The organism is Nocardia sp. NPDC055002, from assembly GCF_053608825.1.
This window is the reverse complement of sequence record NZ_JBSGWE010000005.1, coordinates 168081-192544: the sequence shown is the minus strand read 5'-3', so window position 1 is coordinate 192544 and position 24464 is coordinate 168081. Positions and strand designations below refer to the sequence as shown.

At 67.3% G+C, this 24464-nt stretch carries 28 protein-coding genes; 15 read left to right on the top strand and 13 right to left on the bottom strand.

Annotated features, from left to right (window positions below; all coding sequences use genetic code 11):
- Positions 1-11: 11 nt before the first annotated feature.
- Positions 12-761: a GntR family transcriptional regulator gene (locus tag ACWF99_RS22090; protein WP_378655663.1), complete on the top strand. Its 750-nt coding sequence runs from the start codon at positions 12-14 to the stop codon at positions 759-761.
- Here the strand turns inward: ACWF99_RS22090 and ACWF99_RS22085 are convergent, their stop codons facing one another.
- Positions 762-1643, bottom strand: a complete 882-nt coding sequence (locus tag ACWF99_RS22085) for an NERD domain-containing protein (protein ID WP_378655665.1) — start codon at positions 1641-1643, stop codon at positions 762-764.
- A 202-nt stretch (positions 1644-1845) separates the two neighbouring features.
- On the opposite strand from ACWF99_RS22085, the gene ACWF99_RS22080 reads away from it, so the two are divergent.
- The gene (locus ACWF99_RS22080; protein ID WP_452537258.1) at positions 1846-2391 is read left to right on the top strand and encodes a carboxymuconolactone decarboxylase family protein; all 546 of its coding nucleotides are present in this window, start codon (positions 1846-1848) and stop codon (positions 2389-2391) included.
- 91 nt (positions 2392-2482) lie between these two features.
- Positions 2483-2860 (top strand): VOC family protein, encoded by a 378-nt coding sequence (locus tag ACWF99_RS22075; protein WP_452537257.1) that lies wholly within the window; start codon positions 2483-2485, stop codon positions 2858-2860.
- On the opposite strand, the gene ACWF99_RS22070 is transcribed toward ACWF99_RS22075, so the two are convergent.
- Both ACWF99_RS22070 and ACWF99_RS22065 read right to left on the bottom strand, forming a co-directional pair.
- Positions 2861-3184, bottom strand: a complete 324-nt coding sequence (locus ACWF99_RS22070; protein ID WP_378634482.1) for a DoxX family protein — start codon at positions 3182-3184, stop codon at positions 2861-2863. It lies immediately after the preceding gene.
- 169 nt (positions 3185-3353) lie between these two features.
- Positions 3354-4193 (bottom strand): NmrA family NAD(P)-binding protein, encoded by an 840-nt coding sequence (locus ACWF99_RS22065; protein WP_452537256.1) that lies wholly within the window; start codon positions 4191-4193, stop codon positions 3354-3356.
- Positions 4194-4278: 85 nt separating this feature from the next.
- Here ACWF99_RS22065 and ACWF99_RS22060 point away from each other — a divergent pair, with 85 nt between their 5' ends.
- Positions 4279-4683, top strand: coding sequence for a winged helix-turn-helix transcriptional regulator (locus ACWF99_RS22060; protein ID WP_378655669.1), 405 nt, complete (start codon positions 4279-4281; stop codon positions 4681-4683).
- A 5-nt stretch (positions 4684-4688) separates the two neighbouring features.
- Here the strand turns inward: ACWF99_RS22060 and ACWF99_RS22055 are convergent, their stop codons facing one another.
- From ACWF99_RS22055 to ACWF99_RS22040, 4 genes are all read right to left on the bottom strand, one after another.
- The gene (locus ACWF99_RS22055; RefSeq protein ID WP_452537255.1) at positions 4689-5384 is read right to left on the bottom strand and encodes a polysaccharide deacetylase family protein; all 696 of its coding nucleotides are present in this window, start codon (positions 5382-5384) and stop codon (positions 4689-4691) included.
- 52 nt (positions 5385-5436) lie between these two features.
- A complete protein-coding gene (locus ACWF99_RS22050) occupies positions 5437-5931 on the bottom strand; it encodes a L,D-transpeptidase (RefSeq protein ID WP_378633903.1) in 495 nt (164 codons plus the stop codon).
- 286 nt (positions 5932-6217) lie between these two features.
- Positions 6218-7621 carry a dihydrolipoyl dehydrogenase gene (lpdA, locus tag ACWF99_RS22045; RefSeq protein WP_378633901.1) on the bottom strand — a complete coding sequence of 468 codons (1404 nt, stop codon included), beginning with the start codon at positions 7619-7621 and terminating at the stop codon, positions 6218-6220.
- Between the two features lie 80 nt (positions 7622-7701).
- A complete protein-coding gene (locus tag ACWF99_RS22040) occupies positions 7702-8175 on the bottom strand; it encodes a MarR family winged helix-turn-helix transcriptional regulator (protein ID WP_452537254.1) in 474 nt (157 codons plus the stop codon).
- Positions 8176-8264: 89 nt separating this feature from the next.
- Here ACWF99_RS22040 and ACWF99_RS22035 point away from each other — a divergent pair, with 89 nt between their 5' ends.
- Positions 8265-8594 carry a rhodanese-like domain-containing protein gene (locus ACWF99_RS22035; RefSeq protein WP_378633897.1) on the top strand — a complete coding sequence of 110 codons (330 nt, stop codon included), beginning with the start codon at positions 8265-8267 and terminating at the stop codon, positions 8592-8594.
- Between the two features lie 52 nt (positions 8595-8646).
- Entirely contained in the window at positions 8647-9678 is a 1032-nt protein-coding gene (locus ACWF99_RS22030) for an AraC family transcriptional regulator ligand-binding domain-containing protein (RefSeq protein WP_452537253.1), read from the top strand.
- On the opposite strand, the gene ACWF99_RS22025 is transcribed toward ACWF99_RS22030, so the two are convergent.
- Positions 9675-10577 carry a LysR family transcriptional regulator gene (locus ACWF99_RS22025; RefSeq protein ID WP_452537252.1) on the bottom strand — a complete coding sequence of 301 codons (903 nt, stop codon included), beginning with the start codon at positions 10575-10577 and terminating at the stop codon, positions 9675-9677. The two genes, ACWF99_RS22030 and ACWF99_RS22025, sit on opposite strands and share 4 nt — an antisense overlap.
- 121 nt (positions 10578-10698) lie before the next feature.
- Here ACWF99_RS22025 and ACWF99_RS22020 point away from each other — a divergent pair, with 121 nt between their 5' ends.
- The 3 genes from ACWF99_RS22020 to ACWF99_RS22010 all read left to right on the top strand — a co-directional run bounded on the left by ACWF99_RS22020 (position 10699) and on the right by ACWF99_RS22010 (position 14365).
- On the top strand, positions 10699-12465 hold the full coding sequence (locus ACWF99_RS22020; protein ID WP_452537251.1) for an adenine deaminase C-terminal domain-containing protein: 1767 nt from the start codon (positions 10699-10701) through the stop codon (positions 12463-12465).
- 31 nt (positions 12466-12496) lie between these two features.
- Entirely contained in the window at positions 12497-13201 is a 705-nt protein-coding gene (locus tag ACWF99_RS22015; protein WP_378633889.1) for a YczE/YyaS/YitT family protein, read from the top strand.
- A gap of 135 nt (positions 13202-13336) precedes the next feature.
- Positions 13337-14365 (top strand): NADP-dependent oxidoreductase, encoded by a 1029-nt coding sequence (locus ACWF99_RS22010; RefSeq protein ID WP_452537250.1) that lies wholly within the window; start codon positions 13337-13339, stop codon positions 14363-14365.
- Positions 14366-14446: 81 nt separating this feature from the next.
- On the opposite strand, the gene ACWF99_RS22005 is transcribed toward ACWF99_RS22010, so the two are convergent.
- Positions 14447-15421, bottom strand: coding sequence for a dipeptidase (locus tag ACWF99_RS22005; RefSeq protein ID WP_452537249.1), 975 nt, complete (start codon positions 15419-15421; stop codon positions 14447-14449).
- 139 nt (positions 15422-15560) lie between these two features.
- On the opposite strand from ACWF99_RS22005, the gene ACWF99_RS22000 reads away from it, so the two are divergent.
- Together ACWF99_RS22000 and ACWF99_RS21995 are read left to right on the top strand one after the other, a co-directional pair.
- Positions 15561-16091, top strand: coding sequence for an AMIN-like domain-containing (lipo)protein (locus ACWF99_RS22000; protein WP_452537248.1), 531 nt, complete (start codon positions 15561-15563; stop codon positions 16089-16091).
- 74 nt (positions 16092-16165) lie between these two features.
- A complete protein-coding gene (locus tag ACWF99_RS21995; protein ID WP_452537247.1) occupies positions 16166-18226 on the top strand; it encodes a prolyl oligopeptidase family serine peptidase in 2061 nt (686 codons plus the stop codon).
- Between the two features lie 2 nt (positions 18227-18228).
- On the opposite strand, the gene ACWF99_RS21990 is transcribed toward ACWF99_RS21995, so the two are convergent.
- The gene (locus ACWF99_RS21990) at positions 18229-19098 is read right to left on the bottom strand and encodes an alpha/beta hydrolase family protein (RefSeq protein WP_378655704.1); all 870 of its coding nucleotides are present in this window, start codon (positions 19096-19098) and stop codon (positions 18229-18231) included.
- Positions 19098-19730, bottom strand: a complete 633-nt coding sequence (locus ACWF99_RS21985) for a TetR/AcrR family transcriptional regulator (RefSeq protein WP_378633875.1) — start codon at positions 19728-19730, stop codon at positions 19098-19100. Before ACWF99_RS21985 ends, ACWF99_RS21990 begins: the two co-directional genes overlap by 1 nt.
- Before the next feature lie 426 nt (positions 19731-20156).
- Here ACWF99_RS21985 and ACWF99_RS21980 point away from each other — a divergent pair, with 426 nt between their 5' ends.
- Together ACWF99_RS21980 and ACWF99_RS21975 are read left to right on the top strand one after the other, a co-directional pair.
- Positions 20157-20309, top strand: coding sequence for a hypothetical protein (locus tag ACWF99_RS21980; RefSeq protein ID WP_452537246.1), 153 nt, complete (start codon positions 20157-20159; stop codon positions 20307-20309).
- 609 nt (positions 20310-20918) lie between these two features.
- Entirely contained in the window at positions 20919-21371 is a 453-nt protein-coding gene (locus tag ACWF99_RS21975; protein WP_378655707.1) for an SRPBCC family protein, read from the top strand.
- A 49-nt stretch (positions 21372-21420) separates the two neighbouring features.
- Here the strand turns inward: ACWF99_RS21975 and ACWF99_RS21970 are convergent, their stop codons facing one another.
- A complete protein-coding gene (locus ACWF99_RS21970) occupies positions 21421-21870 on the bottom strand; it encodes a MarR family winged helix-turn-helix transcriptional regulator (protein WP_378633870.1) in 450 nt (149 codons plus the stop codon).
- A gap of 114 nt (positions 21871-21984) precedes the next feature.
- Here ACWF99_RS21970 and ACWF99_RS21965 point away from each other — a divergent pair, with 114 nt between their 5' ends.
- Positions 21985-22932, top strand: coding sequence for an SMP-30/gluconolactonase/LRE family protein (locus ACWF99_RS21965; protein ID WP_452537245.1), 948 nt, complete (start codon positions 21985-21987; stop codon positions 22930-22932).
- On the opposite strand, the gene ACWF99_RS21960 is transcribed toward ACWF99_RS21965, so the two are convergent.
- Positions 22919-23695: an alpha/beta fold hydrolase gene (locus ACWF99_RS21960; RefSeq protein ID WP_378633865.1), complete on the bottom strand. Its 777-nt coding sequence runs from the start codon at positions 23693-23695 to the stop codon at positions 22919-22921. The genes ACWF99_RS21965 and ACWF99_RS21960 overlap by 14 nt on opposite strands.
- A gap of 42 nt (positions 23696-23737) precedes the next feature.
- Between ACWF99_RS21960 and ACWF99_RS21955 the strand changes: the two genes are divergently transcribed.
- The gene (locus ACWF99_RS21955; RefSeq protein ID WP_378633862.1) at positions 23738-24424 is read left to right on the top strand and encodes a ZIP family metal transporter; all 687 of its coding nucleotides are present in this window, start codon (positions 23738-23740) and stop codon (positions 24422-24424) included.
- The last annotated feature ends 40 nt before the right edge of the window (positions 24425-24464 follow it).

The following is a 24464-nucleotide window of genomic DNA, read 5'->3' as shown; positions in this document are numbered from 1 at the left end:
CAGCGGCGCAGATGGCCGGGAGGGGATCGGGCGAGGACGCGCGTCCCGCCGGCGGCCGGCGGCGGGTGCCGCTGGCCGCCCGCGTCTACGACGAACTCCGCCACGACCTCGCCACCGGGGAACTGGCGCCGACCGAACGGCTGCGCGCCGAACGGCTGGCCCAGCGCTACGGCGTCTCGCGCACCCCGGTGCGCGAGGCGCTGGCCCGGCTCCAGGCCGACGGGCTCGTGCAGCGACATCCCGACGGTCTCTACCTGTACCGGCCACGCCTGAACGAACTCGACGAGCTCTACGAACTACGAATCGTGCTGGAATCGCGGGGTTTTCAGCGCATCGCCGCGGGTGGTTCCGTTCAGGTGCACATACCGGCCGAGCACGACCTACCCACCGTGCGCGCCGAGCTGGCTCGCTGGCTCGAATACCGCGACACCCCACCGGAACCCGGGCCCGACCTGGTCGCCGCCGACGAGCGGTTCCACACCGAACTGCTCAGGGCGGCGGGCAATTCCGCCCTCGCCGAGGCACTGGCCGCCGTCTACCTGCGGGTTCGCCCGGTACGCACGATGGATGTGCCGACCGCCGAGCGGGTGGCGGCCATGACAGCCGATCACATCACCATCGCCGAGCAGGTGCTCGCCGGGGACGACGAACAGGCCCTGCACACGCTCACCGCCCACATCGACTCCTCCCGCGCGCACGTCCGGGTGCGCGCCGAGCAGGCGATCGCCTTCACCAAACTCGGTCGCGCCGTGCGGGATTGATCAGCACTCCGGCTGGAACGGCCAGCACTCGGTCTTGCGCGGAGTCGCCGACGTGGGCGCACGGGTGGTCGAGGTCTGCGAGGTGTCCGACATCGGACGCGGATGCGGCGAATCCTGGATCAGCGCCACGCCGACGACCACGAAGACGACGAAGATGCCGAGCACCGCGGCGGCGAACAGTCCGATGCCGACGAGCTTTCCCCGGCGCGACGGATCAGGCGGCGGGGCGGGCTCGCTGAATTTACGCACCTGCGGCGCCACCGGAGTCGGCGCGCGTCGATGGGTGTCGAAGCCCTCCTCGACCAGCTCGGCGCGCGACGGCGCTTCGACCACACCGAGCGCCGTGCAGGTGGTGAGCACGCGCTCGACCGTCCATTCGCGCGGCCCCGCCGAGAACCCTTCCAGGTATACCCGCAGCTCATGCGCATCGACGCTGTTCGCGACCAGCACGTCCAGACCCGGCCGCAGCGCGGTGCGCGCCGGCCGCACCACCACGCCCCGATACGGCACGAGCACCACCGCGCCGGAGACATGTCTGCTGTCCTGCAACGCCCGCTCCAGCGCGACCCGCACCGCGTGCACCCCGTGTTCGACCCGGTCGGTGAGACCGTTCGACGCGTCGGCTTCTAAATCCAGCGGACTGTCGCTGATCATCCAGGTGCCGTCGGCGGCGGCGGTGAGCAGCCCGCTCTGCCGTCGCCGGAAACCCTTCACCTCGAGCACCGTGATCCCGCGCGGCGTCACGATCACCGCGCCGAGCCGCCGGTCACCCACCCGGCAGTCGACCAGCGCGAGCCCCGTACTCGGATAGGCGCGCAGGCAGTCCACGAGCTCACGCTCGGCGCCGGTGAGCTCGGCACCCGGTCTGATCCGAACCAGCATGTGCGATGTTCCCCTACCAGTGCTGCGACCTCACACCGCCGCTGCGCGCTGCGGTACCCACCGATCATGACGCGCAACTGTTCCGAAAACCACTGGAAACCAAAGAAAACCGGCACGAATACAGGAGTGGCCCCTGGAGCGGATACCGGCGAGTACGCTCCGATCCTGGCCGACGATGTTCGAGAAGACAGGTGGACCAGAGATGGAATCAGCGCCCCTACCACGCGTTTCGCCGGGCCGGTTCGGTGAACTCGGGCCGATCAACTGGGTTGTCTGGCAAGTACTTTCCCGTGCGTCGGGCACCGAGGACGCGCATCTGTTCAGCACCCTCGGTCGCACCGGCGGGCTCTTTCGCGGCTGGCTGCATTTCTCCGGCAAGCTCATGCCGGGTGGCAGGTTGCCGCGCGCCGAGGCCGAGCTGGTGATCCTGCGCGTCGCTCAGCTGCGCGAATGCGACTACGAGGCCGACCATCATCGTCGATTGGGCCGCAAGGCGGGGCTGTCGGCAGTCGAGATCGAGCGGGTTGCCGCAGGTCCCGGGGCCGAGGGCTGGACTCCTCGGCAGCGGTCATTGCTGAATGTCACCGATCAGCTGGTGAGCACCCGCAACGTGGACGACGCGGCGTGGAACGCGCTGGCCGAGCACTACGACGAGCGGACGCTGATCGAGATCGTGCTGCTGATCAACCAGTACGAGGGTCTGGCGTCGATCATCACGACCCTGCGGATCGAGCGCGACACGTTCTGACTGTGTGACCCATGTCATATAGCGAGCCACCGTAGAGTCTCCCACAGTAAAGGCGTACAACGTACGGAGTTCACTGCCACCGAGGAGACCCATGCAGATCAGCGCTTCCGCCCTCTCGCTCAATGTCGCCGACCCCCAGGCCTCGGCCCAGTTCCTGATCGACCACCTCGGCTTCACCGAGAAGATGGCCGCCGACGGGTTCGTCAATGTGACGCGGGCCGACACGGGCATGGACGTGATCTACCTGCGCACCGGCCTCGGCTCGTTCAAGCCGGCCCGCATCGCGGGCAGCGCGGGCGAGGGGCTGCTCGTCGTGTTCGTCGTCGACGACATCGACCGCGAATACGACCGCTTGCGGGCCGAGGGCGTCCCGATCGAGACGCCCATCGAAACCGAGGAGTGGGGCGAGCGGTACTTCCAGATGACCGACCCCAACGGGATCGTCATCCAGCTCGTGCAATGGGTGTGATCAGCGGCGGGCGACGCGCAGCGCGGCCACGATCATCGGGATCTGCAACGGCAGCCGCGCCAGCACACCTGCCTTGAAAGCCTTGGGCGCCTTCGGATTACCGACCACATCCACCGTCATCTGGATATTGGCCGGGAAGACACCGACGAACAGCGCCGCGGCCAGCCAGCCACCCAGCCGACGGGTGCGCGGCACCGCCAGCGCGGTCGCCACGCCCAGCTCGGCAACCCCGGACCCGTACGTATAGGTCCGCGGGTTGCCGGGCAGCTGCGGCGGCACGATCTTGTCGAACGGCTTCGGCGCGAGGAAGTGCAGGATGCCCATGAAGAACAACAGCCCACTCAACCAGGAGTGCGCCGTTGCGCCTCTCCGGGTATTCGAGCCAGACCGCGGCGCGGGGCTAGGTGACGTTGGCGGGCGGAGGTCGCTCATCTGGCCAGGTTAGCCCGTGCCCGGTGAGTTACCCATGTGCTGCCGTCAGCGACGGCGGCGACTACTGCGCGAAGACCGTGGCGGCGGAGGTGGCCGGGCGGCCGAGGAGCTTGGCCAGATCGCCGGTGGTTACCTCCAGCAGGCCCTCGCCGATGCCGGCATCGGCGTCGGCGAGGACGGCGGCGTACTGCTCCTCGAGACCCGCCGCGCGCAGGGCTGCCGCGTAATCGTCTTTGGCGAGGTCGGCGTAACGGACCGGGGAGCCCTTCGCCTCGGCGGCCGCGGCCGCGAGGTCGGCGCCGGTCAGCGCTTGGTCACCGCCCAGTTCGTAAATGCGGCCCTCATGCCCCTCGCCGGTCAGCACGCGCGCGGCTGCCTCCGCGTAGTCGGCGCGTGCGGCGCCGGAGACACGACCCTGGGCCATCGCGCCGTGGAGGACGCCGGACTGGGCCGCGTTCGCGACGGCGCCGGCGTAGTTCTCCCAGTACCAGCTGTTGCGCAGCAGCACCGTCGGCACGGCGGCGCTCGCCAGCACCTCTTCGGTGCCGCGATGCTCGGCGGCCAGCAGCATCGGATTGCTGTCGGCGCGCGGAATGCTGGTGTAGGCCAGCAGTTCGACCCCGGCGCGCTCGGCGGCGCGAAGCACGTTGGTGTGCTGGGCTACTCGCTTGCCGAACTCGTTGCCCGAGATCAGCAGCACCCGGTCCACACCGGCCAGGGCGGCGTCGAGGGCCGCCGGATCGTCGTAGGACGCCTGCCGCACCTGCGCGCCGCGCGCGGCGAGGTCGGCCACCTTGGCCGGATCGCGCACGATCGCGACCGGTCGCTCCCCTGCGGCGAGCAGAGCCTCCACGACCAACCGGCCGAGCTTTCCGCCTGCTGCTGTCACTGCCACGGTCATTTCTGCCTCCATCGGTGCAAGTACTAACTATTAGTAAGCACTATGCCTTCAGTGGGCACTTGCGTCAAGTAGGTACGATGGATCCATGCCCGAGACGACCCCCGCGGATCACGACCCCACGCTGGAAGCCGACGTCTTCGCGCGCAATTGCCATTCCCGCCCCGTCCTGCAGAACATCACCGGACGGTGGGGTGTGCTCGCCCTGGTCGCGCTGCTCGACGGGCCGGTCCGGTTCAGCGCCCTGCGCCGCCGGGTCGACGGCGTGAGCGAGCGCATGCTCTCGCAAACCCTGCAGGCGCTGGAACGCGACGGCATGGTCCATCGCGAGGTGCTCGAAGCGATCCCACCCCGCGTCGAATACACCCTCACCGAACTGGGCACGACGGTCGCGAACCAGCTGAAGTCGCTGATCGTCGTCGTGGAATCCAATATGGACACCGTCCGCGCGGCGCAGGACACCTACCACCGCGCAGGTGGCATCGACCAATGATCGGCTCAGCGCGCGAGTAGCTCCGAGACAGTGACGAATCGGTAGCCCTGCGCGCGCAATCCGTGCACGATCTCCGGCACCGCGGCAAGAGATTCGGGCCCGTACATGACGTGCAGCAGGATGATCGATCCCGGTCGGGTCTCGGCGAGGGTGTCGCCCACGATGGCCTCCCGTGACGCGCCCCCCGCGGAATCGGGCTCCACATCCCAGGTCACCGAGGTGCGATCGTGGTCGGCGAGGTAGTGCGGCAGCGTCCACAGTTTCTTGCCGTACGGCGGGCGGAAACTGATCGGCCCCGGATAGCCGGCGCGACGGATCTCGGCGTCGGTCCGCTCGATCTCCTCGCGCACGGTGTCGCCGGAAACCAGCACCATGCGCCGGTGCGAATAGGAGTGATTCCCGATCTCGTGGCCCGCGCCCACGATCGCCGCACCGTAGTCGGGATGCGCGGCCAGGTCCTCGCCGACCAGGTAGAAGGTCGCGGGAACCTGTAATTCCCCCAGCGTCCGCAACACGTCCGGCGTCCGCGCGGTGGGTCCGTCGTCGAAGGTCAACGCGACGACCTTCTCGTCGGTCTCGACCCGATCGACCAGCCGACCCGCCACCTGATAGGTCCGCGAATTCGTCAACACATACAGACCGGCCAGCACCGCCGAAACCACGACGATGCCGACAACCCCGCCCACCAACCACCGACGCATGGACAGACGGTAACTCACCGGGCCGGATCAGCCCGGTGAGTTGTCCGGGTACCTACGCGATGACCTGGGTGATGTCGCCTGGGTTCAGGTAGTCGAAGAATCGGTGGGCGCCGTCTTCGGTCATGCGCACACAACCGTGTGATTTCGAATCGACCGGACCCACGTGGAATGCCATGTCGCCGTTGAAGAACGTGGCCCAGCGCATCGGCGCATTGTGCATCGTGCTCCAGTGGAATTCCCGCTTGAAGGAAATCTTGGTCACCGCGGGCGGCGTTTCGAAGCCGGCCATGCCGTGCGAGATCGGCGTGGGTCCGAAGATCACCCGGCCGTTGTCGACCAGCCACGCCTCGTTCGTCGACAACCGCATGCAGGCCCTGGCCTCGACGACCGGGCACGGCGATGCGGTGGGAACGATGGCGGGAACACCGGGAACGTCCGGCCCACCGGGGAAAAGAGGTTCAGCGACGGCCGGCGTCACCGTACCGAGTCCGGCTACAGCGACCGCGGCTATTGCCGCCATCCGTGCTGTCCAACCGAAAATGCTCATCGAGTTTCGACCCTCTCTGTCCGCCTCTCCGCGCCTTGTGCCGGTCGTTAGGTACGACGACAGCGCGGTGCCGGGCTGGCGGTCACGATGGAGTCAGCTTGTGGGCGTGCCCGGCGAGTTACCCATGTACTCACAAGATCAGGTGTTGCGACTAACAAGCGAACGAAAGAGCTACAGAGATCATCGGTTACGGGCTTCGATTCACCAAATCAACGCCCGGAAAAATACCGAATAGAAACCAAAGGCCGGGCACGCGATCGCGCACCCGGCCTTTTCGACTGATAGGTCAGAAGTTGATCATGTGCCCCGCGAGGCCGTGGATCGCTTCCTGCACCGCTTCGCTCAGCGTCGGATGGGTGTGCACATTGCGGGCCACCTCGTTGACGGTGAGGTCCCATTTCTGGGCGAGGGTGAGTTCCGGCAGCAGCTCGGACACGTCGGGGCCGATCAGGTGGCCGCCGAGGAGCTCGCCGTGCGTGCCGTCGGCGATCAGCTTCACGAAGCCGGTCGGGTCGCCGAGGCCGTGTGCCTTGCCGTTGGCCTGGAACGGGAAGTTCGCGACCTTCACGTCGTAACCCTCGTCGCGGGCCTGCTGCTCGGTGAGACCGAAGCTGGCGACCTGCGGCTGGCAGAAGGTGGCGCGCGGCATCATCCGGTAGTCGCCCAGGGTCATCGTCTCGGCGCCGCCGATGGTCTCGGCCGCGACCACGCCCTGCGCCTCCGCCACGTGGGCGAGCTGCAGCTTGGCGGTGACGTCACCGATCGCGTAGATGTGCCCCACGTTGGTGCGCATGTAGTCGTCGATCTCGATGGCGCCACGGTCGGTGAGCGCGACGCCGGTGGTCTCCAGGCCGTAGCCCTCAACCCGCGGCGCGAAGCCGACGGCCTGCAGCACCTTGTCGACCGTGACGGTCTCGATCGCGCCGGACTTGTTGTCCTTGATCTGGACGGTGACCTTGGAGCCGTCGTCGTCGATCGACTGCACGGCCGCACCGGTGCTGATGGTGATGCCGAGCTTCTTGTACTGCTTGGTGATCTCTTTGGAGACGTCGGCGTCCTCGTTGGGCAGCGCGCGGTCGAGGAACTCCACGATCCGCACGTCGACGCCGTAGTTCTTGAGGACGTAGGCGAACTCCATGCCGATCGCGCCGGCGCCGACGATCAGAATCGAGCCGGGTAGGTCACGGGTGAGGATCTGCTCCTCGTAGGTGACCACGTTCTCGGAGAGCTGGGTGCCCGGCAGCAGCTTGGTGGTGGTGCCGGTGGCGATGATGACGTTGTCGAACGTGAGCGTCTCGGCGCCGCCCTTGGTGAGGGCCACGTCGATCGAGTTCGGGCCGGTGAAGGTACCGAGGCCGTCGAACTCGTCGATCTTGTTCTTCTTCATCAGGAAGTGCACGCCCTTGACCCGGCCGTCGGCCACCTTGCGGCTGCGGTCGAAGGCGGCACCGAAGTCGAAGCTGACCTCACCGGAGATGCCGAAGGTCTTGGCTTCCTTCTGGAAGATATGGGCCAGCTCGGCGTTGCGCAGCAGTGCCTTGGACGGGATGCAGCCCACGTTCAGGCACACGCCACCCCAGTATTTCTGCTCGACAATCGCTGTTCGCAGGCCGAGTTGAGCGGCACGGATCGCGGCGACATATCCGCCGGGACCAGCGCCGAGAACGACGACATCGTAGTGGGAAGTCACGTCACCGAGCCTAACTCTGTTTCGAGGAGTTCACCCACCCGTCCCCCACATAGGTGAGATGTGCCCCGACCGGCCGCCGGTCACCGTCGACGCGGACGCGGCGAGGCCAGATCGGTAGCGCCGAGCACTTTGCGCAAGGTGGCGGCGACGGCCTCGAGTTCGGCGGGGTCAGCATGGGCGCCGAGCCGGCGTTCGATGCCGTCGAGGTAGTGCGGCGCGGCCGCACGGAACCGCTGCCTGCCGAGCTCGGTGACGGCGACGATCGCGGATCGGCCGTCGTCGGGATTGTGTTCGCGGCGCAGGAGGCCGTTCGACTCCAGCTCCGCGACAAGGCGGCTCACCCTGGTGCGGCTGAGGACGACCTTCTCGCCGAGGTCGCTCATCCGCATCGGTCCGGCGGCGTCCAGTTCGAGCAGGACGTCGTACCAGGTCAGCGGGAGTCCGGCGGCTTTGCGCAGTCCGGCGTCGAGCTCGGGAACGAGGGCGGCGTGCACCTGCAGCAGTGCGGCCCACGCGGCTACTGCGGGACGACGGGACGACTGTTCGTTCGGCACCACCCCACCATAGCCACTTGCGTGCGTGCGCACACAACTAGTAGCGTGTGCACGCACACAAATTCTTTCGAACGACATGAGGTGAACCCATGACCGCACTCATCACCCGCGACGAACTGGTCGCGGAAATCGCGGCGAACAGCGTGATCGTGCTCGACGCCCTCGGCCCCGAGTACTACGCGAAAGCCCACCTGCCCGGTGCGCTCAACCTGACCGGGGACGAGGTCGCCGACCGCGCCGCCGACCTGCTCCCCGACCGTGACGCCGCCATCGTGACCTACTGCTCGAACGCGGCGTGCGGCAACAGCGAGGCCGTCGCGATGAAGCTGGAAGCACTGGGCTACACCAACATTCGCAAGTACCGCGAGGGCATCCAGGACTGGTCCGACGCGGGCCTGACCATCGAAACCTCGGCCTGAGCACAACCTCGGCCCGCCACCGCTCACCACCGCGCCCAGTACTGTCGGTCCGGTGAGCGGTGGCGCGTCGGCGGAGGGAATCGGTAGCCGGCTCGATGGCACCGCGTCCACCCACCTCGTCCGTCTGCTCGTTCGGGCGGCCAGGGAGGCGGAGGTGGCCGAGGACCAGCTGGCCCGCGTGACCGGCATCGACGAGGCGACTCTGCGCGGCGAGCTCAATCGGATCCCGATGGGTTCGCTGCTGCGACTGTGGGAATTGATCGCGCAGGCCCGGCCCGGCGCCGGATCAGGGGCCGCGATCGCCGCCGCCGCACCACTGGGCTCACTGAACACCTGGGACTATCTGGTGACAACCGGTGCGACACTCGCCGATTCGCTGCGCGCGGCGCAGCCGTACCACCGCCTGGTCACCGCGGCCACCGAAGGTTTCGACCTGTCCGGCGACGGGGATCTCACCATCGGCTACCGGACTTCGGCCAGCGATCCGGCGGTGGCCTCGGTGGTCAACGAGTACGTGCTCGCCTACTACTTGCGCCGCGCGCGCGAAGCGACCGGCCGACCGCTCGTGCCGACCCGGGTGAGCTTCGGTCACGCCGCCCCGGCCGAACACTCCGGGCTGGTGGCCGTATTCGGCACCGCCGATATCGCCTTCGACGCCGAATCGGACGCGATCACCTTCCACGCCGACGACGCCAACGCACCGCTCACCCGCGCGGATCCGATGCTGGCCGACTTGATGCGCAGCCACGCCGACCTGGTCCTGACCTCCGCCCGACCGATCTCCGATCCGCTCGACGCCTTTCGTATCGCCCTCGGCGCGGCACTGGACGCGGGCGACCCAGCCCTGCCCCGGGTCGCGAAAAGCCTTGCCATGAGCCAGCGCACCCTGCAACGCCACCTCGCCGAACACGGCACGTCCTGGCGCGACGAACTCGACCTGCTCCGTCACGAACGGGCGAAAACCCTGCTGGACCAGGGACACAGCACCGCCACCGTCGCCGCCCGCCTCGCGTTCACCGACGACCGAGCACTGCGCAAGGCCTTCCAGCGCTGGACCGGCACTTCGCCCACCGCGACCCGCTAGTCGCGCTCACCGGGCCGCAGCGCTCCCACGATCTCGTCGGCGAGCAGCAGACCGGCCAGGCCGTGACCGTGTTTCTCCCGCCGCACGAGGGAGATGACGTTGTCGCTGAAGGCGTCGCGGACCGGCCGGAAGACCAGACGGCCGTCGCGCATTTCCTCGGCGATGTCGAATTCGCTGAGGAAGGCGATGGCCTCGCCGGACGTCGCGAGCCGTTTCATGGTCTCGATCGAGTTGGTGTGAAACGCGGGCTGGATATCGAGATCGGCTTTCGCGAAAGCCTCGGCGACGATGCCGTGGATCACCATCGAGCGATCGGCGAAGATCAGCGGAAAGGGCGTGCACTGCGCGAGCGGGACCGTGTCCATGGCCGCCAGCGGATGATGCGGGGAGACAACGACTCCGAGGCGGGTGTTGATCCGCCAATAGGTCTCCAGCCGCGTGGACGACGGAATATTGAAACCGAGACCGAGGTCGGCCTCGCTGTTCTCGACCGCCTGCACGATATCGAGGGTCGACATGGTGCGGATCGATATCCTGACCTGCGGATGACGGGTACGAAACGTCGCCGCGGCGGTGGCGACGACGCTGCTGGCCAGGCCGGTCATCGTGGCGATCACGACCTCACCGCTGCCGAGGGCACGCAGGTCGCGGATATCGGCCACCGTTTCCCGGTATTGCCGCAGCGTCTGCCGGATGTGCGCGAGCAGCGCCTCACCCGCCGGGGTCAGGCGCATGCCGCGGGGCAGGCGCTCGAACAGCGGCTGGTCGAGTTCGGCCTCGAACAGCAGGATCTGGCGGTTGATCGCCGAGGGCGCCACGTGCAGGCGGGCACCGGCCGCGCGGATGGACCCGAGACGGGCCACCTCGTCGATGTACTGCAGCAATCGCGAATGGAGCACCGCGCACCTCCTCCTCGGAACTGTACGAAAATTTAGTACACCTCGTGCGAAAACGCATGCTTGTGGGCAACGGTGTCTGTCGCGTCCAATCAATACAGGCAAGCGACAGTGAATTTTCGAAGTGAGGACCACCATGGCCCAGCAGAATTCGACGACCGACGACATCACCGAGGTCGCCACCCACGATGACCACGTACGGATGATCTTCGGCATCTTGGAAGGGGAGCGAGAAGCCGACCTGCTGCTGCGCAATCTGCATATCGTCGATGTGCACACCGAATCCGTTTACCCCGGTTCGCTTCTGGTCCACGGTGAGCGCATCATCGCGCTGAATCCCGACGAATCGATCGTGCGATACCGCGAATCCTTCGACGGCGAGGGTCTTTACGCGATTCCGGGCCTGATCGACGCGCATCTGCACTTCGAATCCCAGCTCGCGCATCCGGCGGCATTCGGCGAGGCGATCGTGCCGAGCGGAACGACCACCGTTTTCGGGGAAACGCTCGATTTCGCCAGTGCCGCGGGCGAAGACGCGATCGACGCCGCCCGCGCGCTGTTCGCCGACCACGAGAAGCTGCCGTACCGGCTCTATGCCTTCGCACCGGGAAAGAAGACCTCACCCGAGATCACCGAGGCGATGCTGGCGATGGATCCGGTGATCGGCCTCGGCGAACTGGCCCACCTGTCCTATATGACCGGCAACGCCGACGATTTCCGCAAGTCCGCGCTCGGACGCGCGAACGCGGGAGTCGTGAACTGCCACTGGGGCGTCACCTCGCTGTCGGACATGCTGCTGAATTACATGCCCGCCATCGGCGTCGACAACAACCACGACGTCTGGAACGAAGACGATATCGAGAAGAGCCTCCGCTACGGGCTCAATACCCAGATCAAATTCGGCGTCGGCAGTCCCGAGGTGATTCGAACGATGCTGCGCGCCATCGTGAAACGCCGTTGGCCCGCCGAGAACTTCCAGCTGTGCGCCGACAACATCTCGGTGGATCGGGTGCTGCGGCAAGGCCATATCGACTGGGTCATCTCGCTGGCCGTCGAGATGGGCATGCCGCCGATCCAGGCGATCAAGATGGGCACGCTGTACACCGCGCGCTCCTTCCACAAGGACCGCGACCTGGGTTCGCTGAGCCCGGGACGATTCGCCGACATCGTGCTGACCGACAGCCTCTCCAAGATCAACCCCCGCTATGTGTTCAAGGGCGGCAAGCTCGTCGCCGAGGACCGTCGCCTGCTCGAGCCGGTCGGCATCGACTACTCGGTCCTGGCCAAGCAGCCCCGGCCCGGCCTCGCCGACCTGCGCGCCGAGCAGCTCGAGCTCACCCCGATCGAGGTCTCCGAGGACGGCACCCGGGCGAAAGTACTGCTTTTCGACGTGTACGGGCGCGGGCATCTCAAGTTCGCGCAGGAGGTCTGGGTCCCGGTGCGCGACGGCGTCGTCGTCCCCGAGCTCGAAGGCGTTCGCCTCAACCGGATCTCGGTCGTGCAGCGCTACGCCGACGGGCCGCGCCACATAGTCAACGCGCTGTTCAAAGGCGTTTCGCTCGATCGCGGCGCGGTCTCGACCTTTTGGCCGGCTCCGGCGGCCTACTTCGTGGCCGTCGGCAGCGACAGTACCGAGATGCGCGAGAACCTCCGGCACTTGGACGGTCTGGTCGGCGGCTGCGTCGTGACCGAGGACGCGCAGGTGAAAGCGGTTCTGCCGCTGGACTTCTACGGAGTGATGGCCGATATGGACCTCGCCGAACTCGTCGAGGCGACCCGCTCGATCGACGACGCACTGGCGAAGCTCGGCAACCACAACGAAGGTGAGCCGGTCGTCAACAAGCTACTCACACTGTTCATCTCGCTCGACCGCTTCGGCTTCATGAAATAGCCTCGGCTACCAGAGCAAGGGATCCACCGCTATGCAACACGACAACGACGCGGCAGTCATCGACAACGGAAACAAGGTCCGCCGCTGGATCACCTACGTCGCCGGAATCTATATCCTCACTCTCGGCCTCAGCCTCGCCATCAGGGCCGGGATCGGCATCTCCCCGCAGAGCAGCCTCACCCGCACGATGACGCTGGTGTTCACGCCGCTGAGCCAGGGCAACTACAACCTCATCCTCGAGGTCATCATGCTCGGCCTGACCTTCCTGGTCAGACCGAAGGCTTTCAAGGCCGGCTACCTGCTCTCGATGATTCCGGCGCTGGTCCTTGCGGTGCTGCTCGATGTGAACCTGTGGCTCACCGAGTGGATCCAGCTCGAGCCGTACGCGGCCAACGTCGTTCTGCTGGTCTTCGCCGACGCGATGCTGGCCTTGGGCCTGTTCATGATGATCCGGGCGAACCTGATCCTGATGCCGATCGATCTGTTCGTGAACACGATCCAGCAGAAGACCGGCCGGAAGTGGGGCAACATCAAGACGGTGTTCGACTGCACGCTGCTGGCGCTGTCGGCGGGCATCGGCCTGCTGTTCCTCGGCGCACCGCATTTCATTCGCGAGGGCACGATCGTCAACGCGATCCTCGTCGGGCAATACGTGAAGGGGTACTTCTTCCTCTACGAGAAGTTCGTGGCGCGCAAGCGCTCGGCCGCGCTGGTGCCGACGCCCGTCGCCGACTAGGAGTAACCCCACCGCCCGGTCTGTCGTGAACGGACCGGGCGGTGGCGTGCGCGGACCTGGGAAGGTGCACCCGGCCGCCATAACGTAGTCATCACCGGCGAGAAACACCGGCTGACCTCGAAAGAAGGCTCGATCATGTCGAACACGGCCACCCGCGCACTGCCCACCTTCACCCGCGAGATCCACCTCGCCGCCCGCCCGAACGGCGCACCGGTCGCCGGAGACTTCGCTCTCGTCGAACGGGAACTGCCGGAGCTGGGCGAAGGCCAGATCCTGGTCCGCAACACCTGGATGTCGGTCGACCCGTACATGCGCGGCCGGATGGACGACAAGGCTTCCTACATCCCGCCGTTCGAACTCGGTGCGGCCCTCGACGGTTCCGCCGTCGGCGAGGTGATCGCCTCCCGCTCGGCCGATATCGCGGTCGGCGCGACGGTCTCGCACTTCGCGGGCTGGCGCGAACACGCCGTCGTCGACGCCGCGACCGCCACCCCGATCGACCCGGAACTCGCCGCGCCGCAGCACTTCCTGAGCGTGCTCGGCACCACGGGCCTGACCGCCTACGCCGCACTCACCGATGTCGCTCGGGTCGAGCCGGGCGACACGGTGTTCATCTCCGCCGCAGCGGGAGCGGTGGGCAGCGTGGCGGGCCGGATCGCCAAGGCGCTCGGCGCGAAGCGGGTGATCGGCTCGGCAGGCGGTCCCGTCAAGACCCGGAAGTTGCTCGAGGAGTTCGGTTTCGACGCGGCGATCGACTACCGCGCCGACGATCTCGGCGGTCAGCTCACCGCCGCCGCACCCGACGGCGTCGACGTCTACCTCGACAGCGTCGGCGGCGAACACCTGAAGGTCGCCATCGAGGCGCTCAACCAGCACGGCCGGGTCGCCCTGGTCGGCGCGATCAGCGGCTACAACGGCGCCACCGCCCAGCAGACCCCTGACCTCTACCTCGCGGCGACGAAGGAGATCACTCTGCGCGGCATGCTGGTGACCAGCTACTTCCCGATCTTCGGCGAGTACATCGCCAAGGCCGCGGGCTGGCTCGCCGACGGCACCCTGACCACCACCGAAACCGTCTACGAGGGCCTCGACCAGGCCCCCGCCGCGTTCCTCGGCGTCCTCACCGGCGCCAACACCGGCAAGATGCTCGTCCGCCTCGCCTGAGCGGCACCCGGAACGCCCCGCCGCGCACCGAACCCCGGTCCGGCGGGGTGAACCCCGTCGATCAACCCGCTTCGGCACAGGTCATGCCCGCCAGACGTGGCTCGCGGCGCGGGCGAAGTTGCCGCCGAAGATCGCCGCGCGCTCGGCGGGCGTGAACCCACGGTCCGCGAGGAGCTCGGCCAGACCCGGCACATCGGATTCACCGAGCAGGTCCTCGGGCGGTGTCCACTGGAGTGGGCCCCATTTCGTGTAGGACTCGGAGAACGCACCGGGATTGTCGCGGATCTCGTCGTTGAACTCCTGACCGTCGAACGAATAGTCCGACCCGATCCCGATGTGGTCGATGCCGACCAGATCGACCCCGTACCTGATATGGTCGGCGATCGCCGTGACCCGCTCGGCGCGAGCGGCGGGCTCGTTGCGGCCGAGGAAGATACCGACGCCGTTCACGCCGATCACCCCGCCCGTGGCGGCACACGCGCGGGCCTGTTCGTCGGTGATGTTGCGCGGATGCTCCCACAGCGCGGCGAAATTGGAGTGGCTGTAGATCATCGGGACCGAGGTGTGCGTGGCGATGTCGAGCCCGGTGCGGCGCGAGCAGTGCGAGCCGTCGGCGAACATCCCGACCTCGTTGAGCTTGCGCACCAAGTCTTTTCCGTACCCGGTGAGCCCGGTGTCCTCGGTGTCGAGGCAACCGCAACCCGCCGCGTTCGCATGGTTGTAGGTGGGCAGCAGCGAACGCACGCCGAGGTCGTAGAACAGCTCCACATTGTCGAGATCGCCGTCGAGCGGCCCGGAATCCTCCAGATCGAAGGCCAGCGAGATCACCTCCGGCGCAGCGATATCGCCGACCCGATCCACCAGCCGGAAGCGCGGATCCGCCCCCGCGTCGTCCCGGAACCGGTGCAGCAGAGCCCGCGAATCGTCCTTGGTCTGCGCCGAATACCCGACGTTCACCGACAGATACGACCCCAACGGATACCGAGCCAGTTCGGCGATCCGCGCCGTGTGCCGCAACGGCAGACAGCAGTGCTGCTCCCACAGGAACACATCCACCTCCGGTTGACTCGTGACCTGCGATCCTACGTTTCGCGGCGCATTCGACACCGGACCGACGCTAACGCGATGTCTGATCCGTTCGATAAATCGGTACTGCTCCGCTAGCCCGAAGGCCCCAGATCAAAGGCGGTGCGACATGCGTCGCTTCCTCGTCCTCCTCGCCACACTCGCCGCCTGCGTCGGTCTCTCGACGCTGCCCGCGGCCGCCACTGCGTCCTACTGCGGCCTCGACTGGGGTTCACAGGGCAAGACGTCTTCGAACTACTCCACCGCCACCGTCGCCGATGTTCGCGCGGGCCGCCACGAGTGCTTCGACCGACTCGTCATCGACCTGTCCGGGCCCGTCGCCGGTTACCTCGTCGGGTACGTCGGCACCGTCACCCAGGACGGCTCCGGCGCGACCGTCCCCCTCCGGGGCGGCGGGTTCCTCCAGATCGCGGTCCTCGCCCCCGCCTACGACAACGCGGGCAACAGCACCTACAACCCGTCGAACCGCACCGACCTCCTCCCGACGAGCGGCTATCCGACCTTCTGCCAAGTCGCGTTCGCCGGCTCCTTCGAAGGCCGGACCACCTTCGGCCTCGGCGTTCGCGCCCGCCTCCCCTTCCGCGTGAGCACCCTGGACAACCCCGCCCGCGTCGTCATCGATGTCGCCCACTACTGGTGACCGCACGCGCCTGACATCGGCGCGGGTCGCAGCGCGCCCGACATGCGAATCCTCACATCGGCAACAATGTGGGGATGAGCGGCGTTGAAGAGAACGTGACCGATCCCTATCTCTGGCTCGAGGACGTGACCGACGAGGGCGCGCTGGACTGGGCGCGCGCCCGCAACGACGTGGTGGGGCGGCGGTTCGCGGCAACCGACCGATTCGCCGAGATGGAGCGTCGCGTCCTGGCGATGCTCGACGACGACACCAAGATCGCCTATCCCGGCAGACGGGGGCCGTGGCTGTACAACTTCTGGCGTGATGCCGAGCACCAGCGCGGGTTGTGGCGGCGGACCACGTTCGAGTCCTACGCCACCGACGCCCCCGAGTGGGATGTGCTGATCGACGTCGACGCGCTGGCCGAGGCCGACGGGGAGAACTGGGTATGGGCGGGCGCCGCGGTGCTGCGGCCGTCACAGGAGCGCGCCATCATCCACCTGTCCCGTGGCGGTGCCGACGCGACCGTCGAGCGCGAATTCGACCTGACCACCAGGCAATTCATCGCGCCCGAGGACGGCGGGTTCTTCGTGGCGGAGGCGAAGTCGCGGATCGGCTGGATCGATGCCGACACCGTCTACATCGGCACCGATTTCGGGCCGGGATCCCTCACCGATTCCGGATACCCGCGCATCGCCAAGCGCTGGCGGCGTGGCACCGAATTGTCCGCTGCCGAAACGGTGTTCGAGGGCAAGTCGAGCGATGTCTCGATCGGCGCCGGATACGACCGTCACCCCGGCTACGAGCGGCACTACCTGCACCGGTCGACGGACTTCTTCAACAGCGAGGTGTCACTGCTCGACGGCGGGGAGTGGCGGCTGATCGAGACCCCCACCGACGCGGACGTGGACTGGTACCGCGACTGGCTGCTGGTGCGCTTGAAGACCGAGTGGACACCGGGCGACACCACCTTCGCTCCCGGCAGCCTGCTGGTCACCGATCTGAACGAATTCCTCTCGGGGGAACGGGAATTCGAGGTCCTCTTCGCCCCGGATCCGCACACCTCACTGGAATCGTGGGGCTGGACCGAGAACCACCTGATCCTCACCACCCTGCACGATGTGCAGACCGGATTCCGCGTGCTCACCCCCGGCCCGGACGGCTGGGCGAGCAGCGAGCTCGCCGACTCCCCCGCCATGTCGTCCACCTCGGTGGCCAACCTCGACCCGCTCGAGGGCGGCGACGAGTTCATGCTCACCACAACCGGTTTCACCACGCCGACCACGTTGCTCAGCAGCGCGATCGGCGATACCGCGGTAACACTGAAGCAGGCCCCCGGCTATTTCGACGCCACCGGCATCGACACCGAACAGTTCTTCGCGACCTCCGACGACGGAACCGCGGTGCCCTACTTCGTGATCCGCCATCGCGACCGGCGCGGCACACCGGGCCCGACGATCATGAACGGGTACGGCGGCTTCGAAATCTCCAAGACTCCGGCCTATCTCGGCTCGGCGGGCATGAACTGGCTCGAACGCGGCGGCACCTACGTGATGACCAACATCCGTGGCGGTGGCGAGTACGGCCCCGAATGGCATACGGCCGCACTGAAGGAGCACCGCCACCGCGCCTACGAGGACTTCGCCGCGGTGGCCCGCGACCTGGTCACCCGCGGGGTCACCACCCCCGATCGGCTCGGCGCGATCGGCGGCAGCAACGGCGGCCTGCTGATGGGCGTGATGCTCACCCGCTACCCGGAACTGTTCGGCGCCATCGTCTGCCAGGTGCCGCTGCTGGACATGAAGCGCTATCACCTGCTGCTGGCAGGCGCGTCGTGGGTGGCCGAATACGGCGACCCCGACAAGCCGGAGGAGTGGGCCTACATCAGCGAGTACTCGCCGTATCAGAACACCGACACCGGCAAGCAGTACCCACCGATCCTGCTCGCCACCTCCACCCGCGACGACCGGGTCCATCCCGGGCACGCGCGAAAGATGGCCGCGCTCCTGGAGTCTCAGAATCGCACCGTCTGGTACTACGAGAACATCGAGGGTGGTCACGGCGGCGCCGCCGACAACAAGCAGTCGGCGTACCTGTCCGCGCTGGTCTACGAGTTCTTCATCCAGATGCTGATCGAGGGGCGCCGCTCGGCCTGAGGTCAGCGGTCGCGCAACCACTTCTCCACCGCGTCGACGGTGGAGTCCGGATTGGTGATCCAGCCGTTGTGCCCGAGGGCCTCCGGCTGGAACCACCGGGTGATCTGCGCGCCGGGCAGCTTGCCCAGCAGGTGATCCGCGGAGGTCTGCGGGGCCATGTCGTCACCGGCGACGGTGATCGACAGCACCGGGAACTTCAGCCGCGACATCCGCTCGTCGTAGTCGATATCGGCGCCGACGGGCACGAAGCGCCCGGTACGCGCCAGCCTGGCCCAGTCCGACATGAGAACTTTGGACTGCCTGCCGTAGGCGCGCTTGCCGAGCAGGTCCCCCGGCCAGAACCCGGCCAGGTTCGATGCCACCGCCACCGCCGCGGTGCCCACCAGCACGCCCGGACCGAACACCCCGCGATACCCACGGAAATACGGTGTGCCGGACGCGATCAGGATCAGGCCACCGAGCCTGCCGCGCACCCGCGCCGCGTACATCGCCGCGAGTTGCCCGCCCATGCTGTGGCCGAGCAGGTACGGCGTGCTGGCGGGGAACCGGTTGCGCACCGCGGCCAGCATCGCCGGGAAGTCCACCGAGACCAATTCGTGGTAGCCGTAGGTGCTCTCGCCATCGGGACGGTGGGTGCTCTCGCCCTGACCGCGCAATTCACCGATGGCGACATCGAATCCGCACGCGGCCAGCCGGTGTCCGAAGTACTCGTAGAACTCGCCCGGCACAGCCAGACCGGGGACGATGACCACGACCGCGCGTGGAGCATCCGGGGTGACCGGATGCCGGTGCGCGCCGGTGGCCGGAATGAGACGCACCGGCAAGGTGCTGCCGTCGGGTACCTGGATCGGGACGATCTCGACCCGCGCCATCAAGCCCCGACCGCGCCCAGGATCACCCGGCTCAGCACCTTGATCACCTCGTCGAGCGGCGGGCGTGGGTCGCTGCCGCTCCAGCCGTCGACCACGTAGTTCACCGCGCCGATGACGGCGAGCACTCGCAGTTCGTAGTCGCCGGGCGGGATTTCGCCGTGCATGGCCGCGTCCTCGGCGGCGCTGGCCAGCAGCGAACCCCACACGCGGCGCAGTTCCAGACGGAACTTCTCGACTTTGGGGCCTGCTCCGACCACCTCGACCAACGCGACCCGCGCCTTGCGGGGATCGCTGCCGATCGACTCGACGTAGGCCCGGACGGCCGCATCGATCTGCTCGAGGACGGTCGCCTCGGACTTGTCCTCGAGCGCGGTAGCCACCGCCTCGCGCGAATGCCGGTCGATCTGCTCGTACAGCTCCAGCAGCAGAGATTCGCGACCGGTGAACTCCTCGTAGAACTGTCGAGACGATAGTCCCGCGTCCTTACAGATCGCACCGACCGAACTGTTGGCATACCCGTCGCGCGCGAAGACCGTCAGGCCTGACTCCAGAAAACGCGCACGCCGCTGGCGTTGCCGGTCCTCTACGGGTTGCCCGGCATACATTCGTCCCGTATTCGCATCCTGTGACATTGTCGCTGACAATACCGAAGGGCCTGATCCCCTCGTCATGGATCAGGCCCTTCGGCTGCCCAATCGGCCAACCGCGCGTTAGCCGAAAGATGGCTACAGACGGCTCAGTTGCCCGAGCCCTGCACCGAACCGGTGCTCAGCGAGCTGGTGAGCAGGCCGAGCAGCAGGGTCAGGATGTTGCCGTCGCTGCTGTCATCAGTGATGTTGTAAAGCATGTGTCACTCCAAGTCGATGTTTTGTGACTTCGTTGTCACTGGCCATTTGCCGTCTCGGACGATACCCAGTGACAATGTGAAGCGGGAGTGTTTTAAAGGAATTTTCTAGAATTTTTTGTCGTGGGACACAAGACCAAGGAACTCGGGGCGCACGCGGGCCCGACATGAGCCGATTCACTCACGACAACGAAGCCGTCGACAGGACGAGATCGTGAATATCGGCATCGCCGACACATCATCGATGCGCTGGGGCAACCGCGATGTGAAACGTGAGTGTACCGAAGCGTGGTACCCGCATCCGCCGAACCGGGAAGTAACCGTCGCGGTGAGCCCGGCCCGACGGATCCGAGAGCAGTCGATGTGACTGCCGGACAGTCGAATACGGCGTACTGGGATCAGCGCACGATGCGACAAACCGTTGCCGGCGAGCGCTGGGCACGGTACTTCTGTTCCCATGACCACTCCGCTGAGCGGCGGGCTCGAGCCCGTCGGCGACTACTGAGACGACGGACCGGGGGTGAGCGCCGACAGGCAGCACAGCCGCGACAATCTGTGCCGTAGGGATTCTCGTCGCCGGACCGCTCTCCGTGGCGCTGCCGATACTCGGCGACCCGACCGAGGCACAGGACACCGGCCGCGGCGCGGCGACCCGGACAATCCATGCTTTCGGGCTCGCCTACCGCGTCGGCCCTCCGGTCACCGGCCCGCCGTGGAACCGAGGGAGCCCGGTGATCGCCGGGAGTCCGACGGCCTGGTCCACCCCTGCGGTGATCGCGGAGCGGAATTCGAGCTCGGGTCCGGCCGTGCGGGGTTCGCCTCCGTGTTGCGCACCCCGCGGCTGGTTCTGCGCTACCTCAGCCGCCGCGCCCGGGTTGCGGCCGGCCTGCCGAAATCCGCCTACAGGCGGAGGCCGGTCCCCCCGGGGGTGCCTATGCTGAGCGTGACAGCCCGTCACGCATACCCGGAGGCACCGTTGCCGAACACTCTCGAAGCCAGCATCGACATCGCCGCACCGCCGGAGAAGGTCTGGTCGGTACTCGCCGATCTGCGCCGCATGTCCGAGCTCAGTCCGACAACCCTGAAGATGGTCGCGCTCGGTGGCGTTCGCGACGGCGCCTTCACCGTCAACGTCAACAAGGTGGGCTGGAAGGTCTACCCGACCACCTCGCGGATCGTGCGCTTCGAGCCGAACAAGGCACTGGCGTTCCGGATGAACGAGAACCGCACGGTCTGGGCCTACGAGCTCGAGCCGACCGCCACCGGCACCCGCGTCGTCGAGACGCGCACCGTCGATGCCAAGGGCCTGCCGGGCTGGCTCCGGGGAACGATCAAGGTCGCCATGGGCGGCGAGGAGAAGTTCGAGGCCGACCTGGTCTCGGGAATGCACGAGACGCTGAGCAAGGTGAAGGTCGCCGCCGAGCGCTGACCCGATCTACGCCTGAGCCCGCCGGAACTTTCCGGCGGGCTCTTTTTCGTCACGGCAGGTTGTCGCGGATCTCGTCGAGTGCCTGCGCGCTGCGCGTGAGCAGTTCCTGCACCGCCGCCAGTTCCGCCGCGGTGAATCGATCGGCCAATGTGCGCTCCACCGCGATCGCGCGGGTGTCGGCATCGGCCATCACCGACCGTCCCGCCTCGGTCAGGCGGGTCTCCAGCACGTTCTTGTGCCACTCGTGCGGGGTCCGGTCCACCAGGCCGCGCTCCTGGAGGTTGGTCAGGACGGTGTTCATCGTCGGCGGGGTAACGCCGGCCAGCCGGGCCAGGGCGGCGGCCGAGATGCCGGGGTTCTCCGCGAGGTGCAACAGCGCGCTGTACTGCGCGACGGTCAGCCCGGCCGGTTTCAGCGCGGCAGTCTTGGTCGCGATCAGGGCTTGCTCGGCGCGCTTGATATACGAGCCGAGCCTCTCGGCGGCGGGCATGGACGTCATGGGTGCATGATATCCGCCCATCACTTCATAACTCCCTTGATGATCATAACGACTCCAATTTACATTACTGCCTATTGCTTGATGTTCAGCATTACATCACCGAGAGGCTTCATCATGTTGCGAACCATCGCCGTCGCCACCGCGTGCCTGGCCCTGACCGCGTGCGGGACCTCCCCTGCCACACCCACGCTGAGCACGGCCTACGAACTGCCGGGCAACGCCGTATATCCCGAGGGCATCGGCTTGGACGCGCGCAACGGTGACACCTATGTCGGGTCGTTCGCGGACGGAACCGTCTACCGGGCGACGGGCGACGCCGCGCGCGCGGAGGTTTTCCTGCCCGCGGGTGCCGACGGCAGGAAGACGGCGAACGGCGTGAAGGTCGATCGGAGCGGTCGGCTGTGGGTGATCGATTCCGGTGTGGGCGTGAGTGTGTACGACACCGGGTCACGCGCCCTGCTCGCGAAGTTCGGAGTACCCGGTGACGCACCACGTTTCGTCAACGATCTGGATTTCGGGGCGGATGGGTCCGCCTACCTGACCGACAGCGTGCGCAATGTCGTCTACCGAGCGGTCGTCGGCTCCGGCCGTGACGAATTGACCGTGGCCTACGACCTGACCGCCACACTCGGACCGCGAGAGCCGAAGGTGTTCGAGCTCAACGGAATTGTCGCCGACCCGGCCGGGACGTATCTGATCGTCGTCGCCATGTCAGCGGCCGAGCTGTACCGCATCGACCTCACCGGCGGCCCGGAATCCATCCGCAAGGTAGCGCTGACCGGTGGCGACGCGCGCCACGGCGACGGCTTGGACCTGCGCGGGGACACCCTGTGGATAGTTCACAACCTCGACAACACCATCAGCCGCTGGACCCTCGCCGACAACGGCGCCACCGCTACCCGCACCGGCGAATTCCACGATCCCGCGCTGAATGTTCCTACCACGATGGTGCATTCGGGCGAGAAGGCGCTGATCGTCTCCTCACAGTTCGACAAGGGCGGACCGCTGGGGGCGCAGGGCACACCGGGGACGTTCGTCGTCTCCGCCGTCAGTGGGATCTGATGAATTCGCCCAGCACGGAGACGAACTCGTCCGGTTGCTCGACCTGGGGCGAATGGCCTGCGTGCTCGACGAGGTGGGTGTCGGCGCCCGCCGCGGCGAAGCGGGCGAGGGTCTCGGTGCTGTCGTAGAGGTTGTCGTGACGACCGTGGACGGCGAGGACGGGCTGGTCGAGGGCTTGCGCGCGAATGTCGAGCGGGGCGGCCGCGAAGTCGGCGGCACGGCCGCCCACCGCGTAGGCGAGGCCGCCGGGAAGAGCGGTGCGGAAGTCGCGGACCAGCGCTTCGGCCAGACCGGGCGCCGAGTCGTAGCGGAATCGGGGCGCGAAGACCGAACGGTTCGCCAGGCGGATCACCGGTCCGGGTGTCCACCGTTGCGCCAAGCGCACCGACCACGGACGGACCACCCATCTCGCGGCGGTCGGGATGCTCGCGGCCCGGTAGTCCGGGGCCTGGCCGACGACCACCACACGAGCCACCCGGTGCGACGCGGCGGCGAGTTCCAGCGCGATCTCGGCGCCGAACGAGTGACCCACCACCGTCACGTCGGTGAGGTCGAGGTCGTTCATGAGTGCGATGAGCGGAGCCGTGCGGGCCGCGGCGCTGAAGTCGCCGTCGGCGCCCACATCGTGCATGTCCACGCGGATCACCCGGAAGGTCGCGACCATCCGCTCGGCGACCGCGGCGAACCAGTCGACCGAGCCGGGGATGCCGTGCAGGAACACGATCACCGGTGCCGTGGGTTCGCCTTCGTCCACAACCAACACGTCAACCACCCTAGTCGCCGCACGGCCGAATAGGCTCTGGGCATGTCTACCGCCCTGCTGTACGGCCTCGGTACTGCGGTCCCGCTGCTGATCGGGGTGGCGGTGGGGCTGCGGTGGTCACTGCCGAAAGCCGTGCTCGCCGCGATGATGGCGTTCGGCGCGGGCACGATGATCGCGGCGATATCGGAGGAGCTCTTCGCGCCCGCCTTCCACCGCGACGGTGCGCTGCTAGCCGGCACCGCGCTGTTCGCCGGTGCGGGGGTGTACGTGGTCGCCAACCATCTCATCGAGAACAAACTGGGGCCCGCCGCGATCGGCTGGGCGTTGCTGCTCGGGACGGTGCTCGACGGCGTGCCGGAGAACCTCGCACTGGGTGTATCCCTCAGTGGCGGAGGAGGATTGGTGTTGGTGGTCGCGATCGCGGCGGGCAATGTGCCCGAAGCGGTCAGCGGGGCGGTCCTCATGCGCGAGCAGCACGGGTTCGAGGCGGGCCGGACCTTCGCGCTCTGGGCGGTGACGGCCTCGGTGCTCGTCGCGGTGACCGTGCTGGGAAACGCTTACGCCGACTCGGTTTCGACGACCGCGATCAGCGCGGTCCAAGCGTTCGCGGGCGGCGCCACGATCGCGGTGCTGGCCGACTCGCTCGTCCCCGAGGCCTATCGCGAAGGCGGCTGGTGGGTCGGAATGGCAACCGCGGCAGGATTCTTCGTCGCTTTCGCCATCGGCTGAGCCATTCCGCCCGGTCGCGGCCAGAATTTCATCTCCGTAC

Coding starts and splice junctions, on each gene's coding strand:
- ACWF99_RS21970 (WP_378633870.1), bottom strand. CDS start 21,870: ATGACGTCCATGCCCGCCGCCGAGAGGCTCGGCTCGTATATCAAGCGC.
- ACWF99_RS22000 (WP_452537248.1), top strand. CDS start 15,561: ATGCGTCGCTTCCTCGTCCTCCTCGCCACACTCGCCGCCTGCGTCGGT.
- ACWF99_RS21955 (WP_378633862.1), top strand. CDS start 23,738: ATGTCTACCGCCCTGCTGTACGGCCTCGGTACTGCGGTCCCGCTGCTG.
- ACWF99_RS21985 (WP_378633875.1), bottom strand. CDS start 19,730: ATGTCACAGGATGCGAATACGGGACGAATGTATGCCGGGCAACCCGTA.
- ACWF99_RS22065 (WP_452537256.1), bottom strand. CDS start 4,193: ATGACCGTGGCAGTGACAGCAGCAGGCGGAAAGCTCGGCCGGTTGGTC.
- ACWF99_RS21995 (WP_452537247.1), top strand. CDS start 16,166: ATGAGCGGCGTTGAAGAGAACGTGACCGATCCCTATCTCTGGCTCGAG.
- ACWF99_RS21990 (WP_378655704.1), bottom strand. CDS start 19,098: ATGGCGCGGGTCGAGATCGTCCCGATCCAGGTACCCGACGGCAGCACC.
- ACWF99_RS22010 (WP_452537250.1), top strand. CDS start 13,337: ATGTCGAACACGGCCACCCGCGCACTGCCCACCTTCACCCGCGAGATC.
- ACWF99_RS22015 (WP_378633889.1), top strand. CDS start 12,497: ATGCAACACGACAACGACGCGGCAGTCATCGACAACGGAAACAAGGTC.
- ACWF99_RS22085 (WP_378655665.1), bottom strand. CDS start 1,643: ATGCTGGTTCGGATCAGACCGGGTGCCGAGCTCACCGGCGCCGAGCGT.
- ACWF99_RS22050 (WP_378633903.1), bottom strand. CDS start 5,931: ATGAGCATTTTCGGTTGGACAGCACGGATGGCGGCAATAGCCGCGGTC.
- ACWF99_RS21965 (WP_452537245.1), top strand. CDS start 21,985: ATGTTGCGAACCATCGCCGTCGCCACCGCGTGCCTGGCCCTGACCGCG.
- ACWF99_RS22075 (WP_452537257.1), top strand. CDS start 2,483: ATGCAGATCAGCGCTTCCGCCCTCTCGCTCAATGTCGCCGACCCCCAG.
- ACWF99_RS22070 (WP_378634482.1), bottom strand. CDS start 3,184: ATGGGCATCCTGCACTTCCTCGCGCCGAAGCCGTTCGACAAGATCGTG.
- ACWF99_RS22035 (WP_378633897.1), top strand. CDS start 8,265: ATGACCGCACTCATCACCCGCGACGAACTGGTCGCGGAAATCGCGGCG.
- ACWF99_RS22055 (WP_452537255.1), bottom strand. CDS start 5,384: ATGCGTCGGTGGTTGGTGGGCGGGGTTGTCGGCATCGTCGTGGTTTCG.
- ACWF99_RS22060 (WP_378655669.1), top strand. CDS start 4,279: ATGCCCGAGACGACCCCCGCGGATCACGACCCCACGCTGGAAGCCGAC.
- ACWF99_RS22080 (WP_452537258.1), top strand. CDS start 1,846: ATGGAATCAGCGCCCCTACCACGCGTTTCGCCGGGCCGGTTCGGTGAA.
- ACWF99_RS22090 (WP_378655663.1), top strand. CDS start 12: ATGGCCGGGAGGGGATCGGGCGAGGACGCGCGTCCCGCCGGCGGCCGG.